Below are 14,340 nucleotides of genomic sequence, written 5' to 3'. Positions count from 1 at the left end.
TGGATATGGATATTCCAGTCTACTCTTATCCTTCAGAAAGGATATGGAGAAATCTTATAAAAAGACCTGTAACAAATAATAATATAGAAGATTCAGTATTATCTATTATAAATAATGTAAAATTATATGGCGATGTTGCTTTAAGAGCTTACACAAAGAAATATGATAATTTTAATTTAAAAAATATTCAAGTAACAGAAGAAGATATTAATAAGTCATACTTGAATATTTCAAGCGGTTTAAAAAAATCTATTGATACAGCGTATGAGAATATTCTCTGTTTTCATAAAAACCAAATTTATGAAGAATCTAAAATAGAGATTATTCCAGGAGTGATTTGTTGGAGAAAATCTATTCCAATAGAAAAAATAGGGTTGTATATTCCTGGAGGATCTGCCCCTTTACTATCTACTGTTTTAATGTTAGGAATTCCTAGTAAATTGGCAGGATGTGAAGAGATTATTTTATGTACTCCTCCAAATAAAAATGGAGAAATTCATCCATCTATTTTATATACATCTAAATATGTAGGAATTGAAAAAATATATAAAGTTGGAGGCGCTCAAGCTATTGCAGCTATGGCTTATGGAACTGAAAGTATTTCTTCTGTTTATAAAATATTTGGTCCTGGAAATTCTTATGTCACAAAAGCCAAACAAATTGTATCTCAAAAAGGAATTGTTTCTATAGATATTCCTGCGGGCCCTTCTGAAGTAGTAATTTTAACAGATAATACTGCCAATCCAAAATATGTTGCATCTGATTTACTTTCTCAATCTGAACATGACTCAGAAAGTTATATTCTTCTAGTCACAATTTCTAATGATTGTTGGATTAAAAAAGTAAAATGTGAATTGAAAAAACAGTTCCAACATCTTTCTAAGACTAAGAAACAACATATCATTAAAAAATCTTTAGAAAACAGCAAAATTATTCTTCTTTCTTCTTTAGAAAAATGCATTTATTTAATAAATACAGTAGCTCCAGAACATCTTATTGTTAATTGCAATAATTCCTCTTATTGGGGAAGTCAAGTAAAAAATGCTGGATCAATTTTTTTGGGGAATTATTCCCCCGTCAGCGTAGGAGATTATGCTTCTGGTACAAATCATGTTCTTCCTACACATGGATATGCCAAATCTTACAGTGGGGTTTCTGTAGAGAGTTTTCTTAAAAAAGTTACATTTCAAAAAATTTCTAAAAAAGGATTACGAAATTTATCAAAATGTGTAGAGATTTTATCTTCTGAAGAAGGATTAATAGCGCATAAAAAATCTGTTAATATTAGATTAAAATAAAAAATGAATCAATCAATAATAATTCTAATCCATGAACACCTTTTCGTCTTCATCAAATTTTGATTTAAATTCCTTAATAAGAGAAAATATTATTAATGTATCTCCTTATCTTTCAGCTAGAGAAGAGTATCAACAAAAAGAAAAAAAATCTATGATTTTTTTGGATGCTAATGAAAATTCTTTTGGATCTCCTTTATCTTTTTCTAATTCATATAATAGATATCCTGATCCATTGCAAATGGAATTAAAAAAAAAGATATCGGAAATAAAGAATATTTCTGAATCTAAAATATTCTTAGGAAATGGAAGCGATGAAATTATTGATTTAATTTATCGTATTTTTTCACGTCCAAAAGTAGATCATTCTATTGTTTTTCCTCCTACTTATGGAATGTATGAAGTAAGTGGAAGAATTCATGGAGTAGATGTTATTCAAGTCTTTTTAACAAAAGAGGAATATCAATTAAATTTAAAAAGAATAGAAAATGTAATTAATCAGTATAGTAAAATAATTTTTATTTGTTCTCCAAATAATCCTACTGGAAATGATATACAAAGAAAAGATATTCAGAAAATTATAAAAAAATTTACAGGAATAGTAGTTTTAGATGAAGCTTACATTGATTTTTCAGAACAAGAATCTTTTTCCAAAGAAGTAGACAAATATCCTAACTTAATTATTCTTCAAACCCTTTCTAAATCATGGGGATTAGCAGGATTAAGAATCGGAATAGCTATTGCTTCTGAAGAAATAATTCAATGGATGAACAAAATAAAATATCCGTACAATATTAGTCAAATTTCGCAAGAAATAGCAATTCGAGCATTAGAAAATAAAGATCTATTTTTTTATCATTTGAAGAATATTCTTTTAGAAAGAAAGTATATGGAAGAATCTCTAAAAAAAATTTCTATAATAGAAAAAGTATATCCTAGTGCTTCAAATTTTTTACTTGTAAAAATCCCTATATTTTCTAAAAATATTTATAGATATTTAATTGAAAATAACATTATAGTTAGAGATCGATCCAAAATTATTCTATGCAATGAATGTTTAAGAATAACAGTAGGAACTCACGAAGAAAATGAATATTTAATAAATCAAATAAAAAAATATTCCAAGAAATGTTTTTAATAAAATGAAAAAAATATTATTTATAGATAGAGATGGAACAATCATTAAAGAATCTCCTCCAACTTATCAAATTGATACTCTAGAAAAAGTAGAATTTTATCCAAATGTTATATTTTTTTTAACAAAAATAGTTCATGAATTGACTTATGATTTGGTAATGGTTACCAATCAAGATGGATTAGGAACGGAAAGATTTCCGGAAAAAAATTTTTGGCCCATTCACAATCATATATTAAAAGTTCTAAAAACAGAAGGAATCAATTTTTCTTCTGTTCATATTGATAAAACTTTTCAAGAAGAAAAATCTCCCAATAGAAAGCCTGGTACAGGAATGTTAACTTCTTATTTAAAGGATTCTTATTATGATCTACCAAAATCTTTTGTCATAGGAGATAGATTTACAGATGTTATTCTTGCAAAAAATTTAGGATGTAAATCCATATGGATTAATAAAGAAGACCACAATCACATCATTTCATCAAATGAATTTTCTATATATGAGGATGTGAAAAATATAATAGTTTTAAAAACTGATAACTGGAAAAAAATATACGAATATTTAAAAAATATATCGAAAAAATTTTTCGTACATAAACGTACGACATTAGAAACAGATGTGAAAATCACTCTTAGACTTTATGGAAAAGGAAAATCGGAGATTCAAACAGGTCTTGGATTTTTCGATCATCTGTTACAACAGATTTCGTTTCATAGTTTGATAGATTTGAATATTTATACGAAAGGAGATCTACATGTAGATGAACATCATTCTATAGAAGATACTGGGATAACTTTAGGAAAAGTATTTCATAAAGCTATTAATAATAAGAAAAAACAAGGAATAGAACGTTATGGTTTTTCTTTAATTCCTATGGATGATTGTTTGTCTACAGTCGCATTGGATCTTGGGGGAAGAAGTCAATTATCTTGGAATGTCCAATTCTTAAGAGAAAAAATAGGAAAAATTCCTACTGAAATGTTTTCTCATTTTTTCAAATCTTTTTCTTCTTCTGCAAAATGCAATTTGCATATTCGTTCTACAGGAGAAAACGAACATCATAAAATAGAATCCATTTTTAAGGCTTTTGCAAAAGCCTTAAAAATGGCCATACAAATAAATTCTAGTCATCATTTACCTAGTTCTAAGGGACTATTGTAAAAAATTTTAATAACAAATTATGAAAACAATTATTATAAAATATCCTGCTGGAAATGTCCAATCTGTTCTATTTTCGTTGGAAAGAATAGGAGTACAAGCAGTTGTAACAGATTCACAAGAATCTATTCAAACTGCTGAAAAAGTAATTCTACCTGGTGTAGGAGAAGCTAATTTTGCTATGAAACATTTAAAAAAAAAAAAATTGGATATTCTTCTATCTAAATTAGAACAACCTGTATTAGGAATCTGTTTAGGGATGCAATTGCTTTGTAAATCTTCAGAAGAAGGAAGCACTACATGTATAGGAGTTTTTGACTTATTAGTCAAAAAATTTCAATCTGAAAATAAAAATGATAAAATCCCTCAAATAGGATGGAATACAATTCATAATCTAAAAGGACCTTTATTTGAAAAAATTACAGATGGAAGTTATCAATATTTTGTACATAGTTATTATGCTCATTTAGGAAAATACACTATCGCTAAAACTGATTATATAGTCTCTTATAGTGCCGCTTTACAAAAAAAAAATTTTTATGCTGTCCAATTTCATCCAGAAAAATCTTCTTATGTAGGACATAAAATATTAGAAAATTTTATTCGATTATAAAAAAAAATTCAAAAAAAATGAATATTATTGCGGCTATAGATCTTATTGATGGAAAATGTGTTCGTTTAATACAAGGAGATTATAAAAAGAAAAAGATTTATAATAATGATCCGTTAGATGTTGCATTTTTATTAGAAGATCATGGGATATCTAGATTACATTTAGTAGATTTAGATGGAGCAAAAAAAGGAAAAGTAGTTCATTGGAAAATATTAGAAAAAATAGCAACATATACACATTTGATTATTGATTTTGGAGGGGGGATTCATACAGATGATGATGTTCGTATTGTTTTTGAAAATGGTGGATATATGGCGACTGTTGGAAGTATAGCAGTGCAAAAACCTTTACTTTTCAAAAAATGGATTCATATTTATGGAAAAAATAAAATATTACTTGGAGTAGATGTTAAGAATAATCAAATCGCAACTAATGGATGGACAAAGTTTTACTCAATTTCTTTTTGGGATTTTTTAAAAGAAAAAAGCCGACATGGTATAAAAAAAATTTTTTGCACGGATATATCCAAAGATGGAGTTTTATCTGGGCCTTCTTTTTCTTTATACAAGAAAATTATTCAAAAATTTCCGGATATTGAATTTATTGCAAGTGGGGGAATCAGTAATATGAGAGATATAGATATATTATCAAATTTGGGATGTTATGGAGTAATTATTGGAAAAGCACTCTATGAGAATAGAATCTCTCTGATAGAATTGATGGATTGGAAAAAAAAGAATAATCAAAAAAAAATAAAAAAATGTTGTTAGCTAAGCGTATTATACCTTGTTTAGATATAAAAAATGGAAGAACTGTAAAAGGAGTGAACTTTAAACATCTAAAAGATGCTGGAAATCCAGTTGAATTAGGAAGTTGGTATACGAAACAAGGAGCAGATGAATTAATATTTTTAGATATTACGGCAACAAATGAAAAACGTAAAACATTATTAAGTTTAGTAAGAGAAATAGCGAGACATATAAACATTCCCTTTACTGTAGGTGGAGGGATTAGAGGAGAAAAAGATGTTGAATTGTTATTAAATGCAGGAGCGGATAAAATCTCTATTAACACTGCAGCTTTTGAAAAACCAAAACTATTAGAAATTCTTTCGAATAGATTTGGAAGTCAATGTATTGTTTTGGCAATTGATACAAAATATGAGGAAAATGAGTGGTGGGTATATTTAAATGGGGGAAGAATTCCAACTAAAAGAAAAACTTTGGATTGGGCAAAAGAAGCTTTTAGGAGAGGAGCAGGAGAGATTTTATTAACTTCAATGAATCATGATGGAACAAAAAGTGGATTTGCTTTGGATATCACTAAAAAAATATCTGAAAAACTTTCTATTCCAGTTATTGCTTCAGGTGGAGCTGGAAAATTAAAAGATTTTTATGAAATTTTTAAAAATGGAAAAGCAGATGCTGCTTTAGCAGCTAGTATTTTTCATTATAGAGAAATAGAAATTCCTGAACTTAAATCTTATTTAAGAAATAAAAACATTCTGATTCGGTAAAAAAAATCTAAATGTAAATGATGAAAAATAATCTTCTTATTCAAGAAAAAAGAATAAAGTTTAAGAACGGATTGATTCCCGTTATTGTTCAAGATTCAAAAACAGATAAAGTTTTAATGTTAGGTTATATGAATCAAGAAGCATATAGAAAAAGTATTGAAGAAAGAAAAATCACTTTTTATAGTAGATCTAAAAAAAGATTATGGACAAAAGGAGAAATCAGTAAAAATTATCTTTTGATTAAAGACATATTAGTTGATTGCGATCAAGATACATTATTAATTAAAGCAGATCCAACAGGGCCTACTTGTCACAAAGGAACGGATACTTGTTGGAAAGAAGAAAATCAAATAAATTTTTTATTTTTTTTAGAAAAAATTATTTCTAATAGAATAAAAAAAAGAAATAAAAATTCTTATGTGTTGAAACTTTTTCAAAGTGGAATTAATAGAATTGCTCAAAAGTTTGGAGAGGAATCAGTAGAAGTTATCATTGAATCTAAAGATATGAACAAAAATTTATTTTTAAATGAATCTGCAGATTTGTTGTTTCATTATCTTTTACTTTTGTATAGTAAAAACTGTTCGCTTCAAGAAGTGATAGAGGTTTTAAAAAAAAGACATTTAAAGATAAAAAAAAATTAAGAAATATTTAATATTTTATGAATTTGAAGAGAAATTTTCCATTTAGGATGTTTTTTTATATAAGAAATGATTTTTGGAATCATTTTTATATTTTGTTTCCATTCAGGTTGTAACAATAAAACACAATGTGGATTTTTATTTACTGAATTTGACTGTTCTTCTGCAAAAAAAAAGTCATTTTCATCATGAATAACAACTTTTAATTCATTCATTTTTTTATAATTTTCTTTTAGTGGAAGCTTTTTTTTTTAGGAGATATAGTAATCCAATCAATAAATTCTTCCTGAATTGGATAGGTTCCTGAAGTTTCTACATGAATTCGGTATCCTCTTTTTTTAAGAATTTTAGTTAAAGGAGATAAATTCCACATTGTGGGTTCCCCACCAGTAATAACTATTATTTTTGCTTGACTATTTATGTTTTTAATAATTTGATTTACTGTTAAAAAATCGTTTTTATTGATTTTCCAACTTGTTTTAGTATCACACCAATTACATTTTATGTGACATCCTCCTAAACGGATAAAATAAGCAGCTATTCCAGAATAATGTCCTTCTCCTTGAAGGGAATAAAAAGATTCTTTCACAGGAAAAGTAACAGTATTATTATAATATTCATGAATGATTTTTTCTCTCATTGTTTATTTATTCTCTATTTTTTAATGCAGCAATTAAAGTGTTTTTGATAAGCATAATACGAGTCATAGGGCCTACTCCGCCTGGAACAGGAGTCAAATAAGAAGCTTTTCCATAAACACTATTAAAATCAACGTCTCCTTTAAAATAGAATTTTTTTCCATTTTGAATTCTAGTAATCCCTACGTCTACGACTATAGAACCTTTTTTAATCATTTCTCCTTTTAAAAAACCTGGAATTCCTACAGCGGTAATAATTATATCTGCTTGTTTTGTATAATATTCTATATTAGGAGTGGAACTATGAGTTAATGTAACAGTGCTATTTCCAATATCTTTTCTTCTACTCATCAAAATACTAATTGGTCTTCCTACAATATTACTTCTTCCAATTACTACAGTATGTTTTCCAGATATTTTTATCTTGTTTTTTTCTAAAAGAGTTAATATCCCTAATGCAGTAGCTGGAAAAAAAGCTTTCATATTCAAAGACATTTTTCCAAAATTTTCAGGATGAAATCCATCTACATCTTTTTTTGGATTAATAGACAAAATTATATTATTCTGATTGATGTGTTTTTGAAGAGGGAGTTGAACAATAAAACCATCTATTAATGGATCCTTATTCATTCTTTGAATTTCTTTTAGTATATCATGTTCAGAACTATATTCTGGTAAATGGACTAAAGTAGATTGGAGCCCTATATTTTTACATTCTTTAATTTTGCTATTCACATATGTTAAACTAGAACTATTAGTTCCTGATAAAATAATTCCAAGATGAGGAATCCGTTTTTTTTTCTTTTTTATATTTTCTATTTCTTTAGAAATTTCTTTTCTTATTTTTATTGCTAATTTGTCCCCATTCAGTATTTTAGTAATCATTTTCGAATTTCTATTTCTTTTGTTAATTGAAGAAATTCTCTTACGGAAAGTTGTTCTGCTCTTTTGTTCAAAAATGGAAGATTGTAAAAATCTGTAATTTTTTTTTTAAAAGATTTTAGAGAATTTTTTAATATTTTTCTTCTTTGATTAAAAGATATTTTCACACATTTGAATAAAAGATCTTTATTGAAAATTTCTACTTTTTTCCTTTTTAAGAAAAGAACTGCTGACATTACATTTGGAACAGGAAAAAAAACATTTTTATCAACAGTAAAAAGATATTTTACATCGTAAAATGTTTGGACAAGAACCGATAAAATTCCGTAAGTTTTTTTATCATTATGAGAAACTATACGTTCTGCTACTTCTTTTTGAAACATTCCAACACATTCTGGAATGTATTGATTATATTTCAAAATATGAAATAATATTTGAGAAGAAATACTATAAGGAAAATTTCCAATCAATGCAAAATTCTTAAGATTAATTTCTTCTGGACTCCATTCTAAAAAATTTTTATGGATTATCTGTTTTTTAGAAAGAGGAAAATTATTTCTTAAAAAAGAAATTAATTCTTCATCAATTTCTATCAAAAACACCTTATCACATATATTTAATAAATAAGTTGTTAATATTCCTAATCCTGGTCCGATTTCTACTACTGTATTATAATCTTTAAAAGAAAGATTTTTTACAATTTTTTCAGCTATTTTTTGATCACTCAAAAAATGTTGATCTAATTTATTTCTAGAAGAATAGAAAAACTTACGCATAGTTAAGTACAAATATAGACTTATAGTAAGATATTTATTATTTATCTTGTAATTTTATATTATTTTTGAATTTTTTTTTTGTTATGCTTCAAGTGTCTTTTATAAGAGAAAATAGAAAAAAAGTTTTATCAGGACTAAATAAACGAAAATTTAAAGAAATAAATTTAATAGATGAAATATTAATTTTAGATAAAAGAAAAAAGAGAGTACAAAATATTCTAAATAAGATTTCAGAAAAAGAAAACTTAATCTCTAAAAAAATAAGTAATCTAGTAAAAAGTTTAGATTTTTCTTTTCAAATTAATTCTTTGAAAGAAAAGGCACTTTTTTTTAAAAGAAAAAAAAAGGATCTTAATATAGAATTAAAAGATATAGTTCAAAATTTGGAAAAAAAACTAAACCAAATTCCTAATGTTCCTGACGAAAAAATTAATGAAAATACAGAAAATATTCTTTTTCAAGAAGGTTCTATTTATCGTACAATTGAATGTGGGCTTCCTCATTGGGAATTATCCAAAAAATTTCATTTATTCGATTCAGATTTAGGTACACAAATATGTGGATCTGGATTTTCAGTTTATTTTGGAAAAGGTGCTAAATTACAAAGAAGTTTAATTCAATATTTTTTAGATCAAAACATCCGTGCTTCCTATATAGAGTATAGTTTTCCTTATCTTGCAAATGAAATGTCTGTATATGCTACTGGACAAATTCCAGATAAAGAAAATCAGATGTATTTTATAGAAAAAGACAATCTTTATCTGATTCCAACTGGAGAAGTCCCTCTTGTAAATTGTTTTAGAAACAATGTTTTTACATATAAAGATCTTCCTGTTAGAGCGACCACCTATACTTCTTGTTTTAGAAGAGAAGCCGGGTCTTATGGATCTAAAGTACGAGGGCTAAATAGATTGCATCAATTTGAAAAGGTAGAAATAATTCAAATTACACCATCTGATACTTCTTATGATTATTTAGATGAAATGATTTTGCATATTAGAAATATTCTAAAATCTTTGGAATTACCGTTTAGACTTATTCGTTTAAGTGGAGAAACACTTGGATTTTCTTCTTCAATGACTTATGATTTTGAAGTGTATTCTATGGGGCAAAAAAAATGGCTAGAAGTAAGTTCTGTTTCAAATTGTACGAATTTTCAATCAAATAGATTGAAAATTCGTTATAAAACTCTTTATGGAAAAATGGAATTGTGTCATACTTTAAATGGTAGTTCTCTAGCGTTACCCCGTATTATGGCAGCTTTATTAGAAAATAATCAAACTGAAAATCAAATTTATATTCCTAAAGTTTTGGTTCCTTATACAGGATTTGACTATATAACAATCACATAAAATAAACAATTTTAATTTATTGTCTCTCCATTACATACAAAAATAGTTTTTGATATGAAAGTCATTGATCATATAGCTAAAGCTAAAAAAAGTTTGTTCTCTTTTGAAATTTTACCTCCTTTGATAGGAGATGATATGAAAGATATTTTTTCAACTTTGGATCCTTTAATGGAATTCAATCCTCCTTTCATTGATGTGACATATCATCGTGAAGAATTTATTTATCTTGAGAAAGAAAATGGACTTTTACAAAAAAAAACTATTTCAAAACGTCCTGGAACTGTAAGAGTTTGTGCATCAATTATGAATAAATATGGGATAGATGCTGTCCCACATATTATTTGTGGTGGGGTAAATAGACAAATGACTGAAAATGCTTTAATAGAAATCAATTTTTTAGGAATAGATAATGTTTTAGTTCTTAGAGGAGATCCTCTCAAAACTGAAAAGAGTTTTTTTGCAAAAAAAAATGGACATAAATATGCAATTGAATTGGTCAAACAAGTTCAAGATTTGAATAAAGGAAAGTATCTTGATAAAAATCTAGAACGAAAAAATGCACCATTATTTGATTTTTGTATTGGAGTAGCTGGATATCCTGAAAAACATTTAGAAGCTCCAAATATTGAAAGAGATCTCTTTTTTTTAAAAAAAAAAATAGAATCTGGTGCCAATTATATTGTAACTCAAATGTTTTTTGATAATAAAAAATTTTTTTCTTTTGTAAAAAAATGTAGATCTGAAGGAATTTCTGTTCCTATAATTCCTGGAATTAAACCTATTTCTTCAAAAAAACAGTTAAATATTCTTCCTTCTCGTTTTTACTTAAATATTCCAAATGAATTAGTAAAAGAAATTGAAAAAGCTAAAGATAAAAAATCTGTTTCTAAAATTGGAATAGAATGGGCGATACATCAATCAAAAGAGTTAAAAGATTCTGGAATAGAAGTAATTCATTATTATACAATGGATAAACCAGAAAATATTTATAAAATTGTTAAAGCTATTTATTAAAATCATATTGATATTATTATCAGAATATATAAAGAGTTTCTTTAATGGCTTTTATTATTTTTTCTTCATTGGGAAACCAAGCTTTAATTAAATTGGAAGCATAAGGAGCAGGGGTATCAAGAATCGTGATTCTATTAATAGGTGCATCTAGATAATCAAACGCTTTTTTTTGTATAATATATGAAATTTCAGATGCTATTGAAGAAAACGGCCAAGATTCTTCTAAAATGACTAATCGGTTAGTTTTTTTTACAGACAAAAGTATAGATTTATAATCCAACGGACGAATAGTTTGAATATCTATTACTTCTACACTAATATTTTCTTTATCTAATTTTTTCGCTATACTTAAAGCCATTTTCATGATTTTTCCAAAAGAAACTAAACTTATATCAGTTCCTTCTTTTTTTATATCTGCTTTTCCAATAGGAAGAATGTATTCTTTTTCTGGAATCATCATTTTATCTCCATACATTTGTTCTGACTCCATAAAAATAACTGGGTTATTATCTCGTATGGAAGATTTTAATAGCCCTTTTGCATCATAGGGATTACATGGAATTACAACTTTTAATCCTGGACAACTTGCATACCAACTTTCAAAAGATTGAGAATGTGTTGCACCTAATTGGCCAGCAAAACCAGTTGGCCCTCTAAAAACAATAGGTATATTCCATTGTCCTCCACTCATATAACGTATTTTTGCAGCATTATTAATAATTTGATCCATTGCTACCAAAGAAAAATTAAATGTCATAAATTCAATGATAGGTCTACATCCATTCATAGCAGAACCCACTCCTATTCCAGAAAATCCTAATTCTGAGATAGGTGTATCAATAACTCTATTGGGGCCAAATTCATCTAGCATTCCTTTAGAAGCTTTATAAGCTCCATTATATTGAGCGACTTCTTCTCCCATGAGATAGACGGAATCATCTCTTCTCATTTCTTCGCTCATCGCTTCAGCTATTACTTCTCGAAAGGTCATTTTTTTCATTTTCTTCATACATAATAAAAGTTACGAAACGTCAAAAATAATAACGGAAAAGGAGGCCTTTTCCGTTTTGAAATAATTATTATTAATCAAATTAATTATTATTATTTATATTCTTCTTCTTTTGATCGATGATTATTGAGCATTTCTTCTTTTCTACTATCTTGTATCTTTTTAAGATCATATTCTTCTTTTCTTGCTGCTGATATGATATTATTTATCTGATTCAATAAATCACCTTTTTCTTTGATAATTTGTGATCTTTCTTCCTCCAGTTTTTTCTTCTCTTCAAATTCTTGTTTTGCTTTGATTATTTCTTCTGGTCCAGAAGTTTTTGAGTTTATGATCCTTTTTTTTTTTCTCATTTCATCCAGAATTAATTTTTGAATATTGATCATATGAGAATATTCATCATGATGGTAATCACTTTCTTGTTGTAATCTTTCTATTCTATTTCCTAATTCTTTAATTCTTATATCTAAAGTATTAGAATCTAGACTCGAAAAAAACTTGTTTTGCTCTTGTTCTAATTTTTTTTCTTCTATTATATCAAAAGAAGGTTGTGGAGTAGGAGGAAACTTATATTTTTCTTTTTCACTGGAATAAAAATAAGGATAAGAATAAGAATAAACAGATGAATCTAGGGTGTTAGGATGATGATTTGTAAAAGAGAAGATTTTTTTAGAATTAGATGGATCTGAAGAAGTTTCTTCTTGTTCAGTTTCAGGATCAGGAGAAGGAGCAGGAGGTTCGTAAGAAGAAGAAGAAGAAGAAGAAGGATCAGAAGAAGAGATGGTGTTGTCATCATTACAGGATACAAGTAAAATTCCTAATGCTAGAGAAAAAATTGTTAGAAATCTAGTATTCATAATAATAATAATTTTTAATTAGATTTGATATCTATCAATTGGATTCGTTTTCACTTTCACTGACTTTGAACATTTTATTTTATATAAATATATAAAAAAAATTACTCCGTATAACAACAATTTTTTTTTATTTGACTCAAGAATTTGATTCTGAAATCCATCAAATTCAGTATTTAGGAATAAAATTAGATTAGAATTAGTAAAAAATTACTTTCAAATTTAGTATCTTTAAATAAAGATTTTTTATACATTTTTTTTCTAATTATGGAACAACTCATCAGATTAACTATACGTGGGATATCCTTAAGTCAAATACAGTCTGGGATATATGTTTTATTACTAGAAGAAGAAGAATCTGGAAAAATAAAACTTCCTATTATTATAGAAAGTTTGCAAGCTCAATCTATCTCTTCTGCTTTAGGAAAAAGAGATCCATCTAGATCTTTTACTCATGACCTATTTCTTTCTGTTTCAGAAATATTTCGTATAAAATTAAAATCAGTTGTTATATACAAATTAGTAAACGGAATATTTTTTTCTTATATTCTATTTTATAAGGAGGGAGATCAAAAAACAGAACATAAAATAGATTCAAAGACGTCAGATGCAGTAGCGTTAGCTGTAAGATTTCAAGCCCCTATTTATACTACAAAAGAAATTTTTGATAAAGCGGGAATATATTTTGAAAATGGATTTCCTATTGAAATTGAAAATAAAGAAGATAACGAAGATACTGAAGAATGTATTGAAAATTATTCAATCCCCCTTTTTTTTAATAAAGAAAAAACTCAACAAGAGTTAGAAAAAATGACTGATAAAGATCTTAATGCTCTATTAAATCATGCAGTAATTAATGAATGTTATGAGCTTGCAGCACGAATAAAAAAAGAATTAGACAGAAGAGAATAATATGTTTTCATATCTAATAAAACTATAATTGTATAAATGTTTTTTGTCTTTTTTGTAGGAGAATTCATATATTTTTTTCCATTTTTTTGAATCTATTTTTGGAAATCTTGCATCTCCATTAAATTTTTCATGAACAAGGGTTAACTCTATAATATTTGCTTGATCTATTATTGATTTATATACTTTTTCTCCTCCAATAATGAATATTTTTTTATAAGATAAATGATAGATATCCTTCAAAGAAGAAAGGATTTTTACGTTTCTATTATTATTGAAACTTTTGGAAAAAAATTTTTTTTTTTCGTTAAAATAATATTTCTTCTTTTTGGAAGAATATTTCCAATGGATTCAAAAGTTTTTCTGCCCATTAAAACTGTTTCTCCAATAGTAAGTTTTTTAAAACGTTTAAAATCATTAGGCAAATACCACATTAATTTATTATTTTTTCCTATAAATCCATTTTCTGAAACTGAAGCAACAAGAATTACGATCATTAAAGTTAAATTTTTTTTATATTATAATATATATTAGTATAGTATAGTAA

At 26.6% G+C, this 14,340-nt stretch carries 18 protein-coding genes; 10 read left to right on the top strand and 8 right to left on the bottom strand.

All coding sequences use genetic code 11. The features are described from left to right. Positions 1 to 5 precede the first annotated feature (5 nt). Genes hisD through hisIE form a run of 7 tightly spaced genes read left to right on the top strand, consistent with a single transcriptional unit; the run spans position 6 to position 6,362 of the window. A complete protein-coding gene (gene hisD / locus H0H71_RS01015; protein WP_185856469.1) occupies positions 6 to 1,298 on the top strand; it encodes a histidinol dehydrogenase in 1,293 nt (430 codons plus the stop codon). 31 nt (positions 1,299 to 1,329) lie between these two features. Then, entirely contained in the window at positions 1,330 to 2,433 is a 1,104-nt protein-coding gene (hisC, locus tag H0H71_RS01010; protein WP_185856354.1) for a histidinol-phosphate transaminase, read from the top strand. 4 nt (positions 2,434 to 2,437) lie between these two features. After that, positions 2,438 to 3,592, top strand: a complete 1,155-nt coding sequence (hisB, locus tag H0H71_RS01005) for a bifunctional histidinol-phosphatase/imidazoleglycerol-phosphate dehydratase HisB (protein ID WP_185856351.1) — start codon at positions 2,438 to 2,440, stop codon at positions 3,590 to 3,592. 19 nt (positions 3,593 to 3,611) lie between these two features. Then, positions 3,612 to 4,202, top strand: a complete 591-nt coding sequence (gene hisH / locus H0H71_RS01000; protein ID WP_185856348.1) for an imidazole glycerol phosphate synthase subunit HisH — start codon at positions 3,612 to 3,614, stop codon at positions 4,200 to 4,202. Between the two features lie 17 nt (positions 4,203 to 4,219). Then, positions 4,220 to 4,972, top strand: a complete 753-nt coding sequence (hisA, locus tag H0H71_RS00995) for a 1-(5-phosphoribosyl)-5-[(5-phosphoribosylamino)methylideneamino]imidazole-4-carboxamide isomerase (RefSeq protein ID WP_185856347.1) — start codon at positions 4,220 to 4,222, stop codon at positions 4,970 to 4,972. Continuing rightward, positions 4,966 to 5,718 (top strand): imidazole glycerol phosphate synthase subunit HisF, encoded by a 753-nt coding sequence (gene hisF / locus H0H71_RS00990; RefSeq protein ID WP_185856468.1) that lies wholly within the window; start codon positions 4,966 to 4,968, stop codon positions 5,716 to 5,718. The genes hisA and hisF overlap by 7 nt, the downstream gene beginning before the upstream one ends. A gap of 17 nt (positions 5,719 to 5,735) precedes the next feature. Next, a complete protein-coding gene (gene hisIE / locus H0H71_RS00985; protein WP_394798413.1) occupies positions 5,736 to 6,362 on the top strand; it encodes a bifunctional phosphoribosyl-AMP cyclohydrolase/phosphoribosyl-ATP diphosphatase HisIE in 627 nt (208 codons plus the stop codon). Here the strand turns inward: hisIE and H0H71_RS03130 are convergent. From H0H71_RS03130 to rsmA, 4 genes are read right to left on the bottom strand one after another with little or no spacing between them, the layout of a single operon-like run. Beyond that, entirely contained in the window at positions 6,359 to 6,574 is a 216-nt protein-coding gene (locus H0H71_RS03130; protein WP_394798412.1) for a hypothetical protein, read from the bottom strand. The genes hisIE and H0H71_RS03130 overlap by 4 nt on opposite strands. 17 nt (positions 6,575 to 6,591) lie before the next feature. Then, a complete protein-coding gene (locus tag H0H71_RS03125) occupies positions 6,592 to 6,999 on the bottom strand; it encodes a 7-carboxy-7-deazaguanine synthase QueE (RefSeq protein ID WP_394798411.1) in 408 nt (135 codons plus the stop codon). A 7-nt stretch (positions 7,000 to 7,006) separates the two neighbouring features. Further along, entirely contained in the window at positions 7,007 to 7,879 is an 873-nt protein-coding gene (locus H0H71_RS00975; protein WP_185856466.1) for a bifunctional 5,10-methylenetetrahydrofolate dehydrogenase/5,10-methenyltetrahydrofolate cyclohydrolase, read from the bottom strand. Next, entirely contained in the window at positions 7,879 to 8,655 is a 777-nt protein-coding gene (rsmA, locus tag H0H71_RS00970) for a 16S rRNA (adenine(1518)-N(6)/adenine(1519)-N(6))-dimethyltransferase RsmA (protein ID WP_185856344.1), read from the bottom strand. Before rsmA ends, H0H71_RS00975 begins: the two co-directional genes overlap by 1 nt. An 83-nt stretch (positions 8,656 to 8,738) precedes the next feature. Between rsmA and serS the strand changes: the two genes are divergently transcribed. Further along, positions 8,739 to 10,007 carry a serine--tRNA ligase gene (gene serS / locus H0H71_RS00965; RefSeq protein WP_185856342.1) on the top strand — a complete coding sequence of 423 codons (1,269 nt, stop codon included), beginning with the start codon at positions 8,739 to 8,741 and terminating at the stop codon, positions 10,005 to 10,007. Positions 10,008 to 10,061: 54 nt separating this feature from the next. After that, positions 10,062 to 11,021 (top strand): methylenetetrahydrofolate reductase [NAD(P)H], encoded by a 960-nt coding sequence (gene metF / locus H0H71_RS00960; protein ID WP_185856339.1) that lies wholly within the window; start codon positions 10,062 to 10,064, stop codon positions 11,019 to 11,021. 19 nt (positions 11,022 to 11,040) lie between these two features. On the opposite strand, the gene H0H71_RS00955 is transcribed toward metF, so the two are convergent. Both H0H71_RS00955 and H0H71_RS00950 read right to left on the bottom strand, forming a co-directional pair. Further along, complete coding sequence (locus H0H71_RS00955; RefSeq protein WP_185856465.1) at positions 11,041 to 12,021, bottom strand: pyruvate dehydrogenase complex E1 component subunit beta; 981 nt, start codon at positions 12,019 to 12,021, stop codon at positions 11,041 to 11,043. Positions 12,022 to 12,122: 101 nt separating this feature from the next. Continuing rightward, positions 12,123 to 12,887: a hypothetical protein gene (locus H0H71_RS00950; RefSeq protein ID WP_185856337.1), complete on the bottom strand. Its 765-nt coding sequence runs from the start codon at positions 12,885 to 12,887 to the stop codon at positions 12,123 to 12,125. 264 nt (positions 12,888 to 13,151) lie between these two features. Here H0H71_RS00950 and H0H71_RS00945 point away from each other — a divergent pair, with 264 nt between their 5' ends. Beyond that, positions 13,152 to 13,796: a bifunctional nuclease family protein gene (locus H0H71_RS00945; RefSeq protein ID WP_185856334.1), complete on the top strand. Its 645-nt coding sequence runs from the start codon at positions 13,152 to 13,154 to the stop codon at positions 13,794 to 13,796. Here H0H71_RS00945 and H0H71_RS03100 read toward each other — a convergent pair. Together H0H71_RS03100 and H0H71_RS03095 are read right to left on the bottom strand one after the other, a co-directional pair. Next, the gene (locus H0H71_RS03100; protein ID WP_262887068.1) at positions 13,779 to 14,036 is read right to left on the bottom strand and encodes a dihydrofolate reductase; all 258 of its coding nucleotides are present in this window, start codon (positions 14,034 to 14,036) and stop codon (positions 13,779 to 13,781) included. The two genes, H0H71_RS00945 and H0H71_RS03100, sit on opposite strands and share 18 nt — an antisense overlap. A 14-nt stretch (positions 14,037 to 14,050) precedes the next feature. Further along, positions 14,051 to 14,290 (bottom strand): dihydrofolate reductase, encoded by a 240-nt coding sequence (locus H0H71_RS03095; RefSeq protein WP_262887067.1) that lies wholly within the window; start codon positions 14,288 to 14,290, stop codon positions 14,051 to 14,053. Positions 14,291 to 14,340: the final 50 nt, after the last annotated feature.

Origin of the sequence: Blattabacterium cuenoti, from assembly GCF_014251375.1 — a bacterium.
Classification (GTDB): Bacteria; Bacteroidota; Bacteroidia; order Flavobacteriales; family Blattabacteriaceae; genus Blattabacterium; species Blattabacterium cuenoti_K.
The sequence above is the reverse complement of the archived record's forward strand: the minus strand, read 5'-3'. Positions and strand labels throughout refer to the sequence as shown.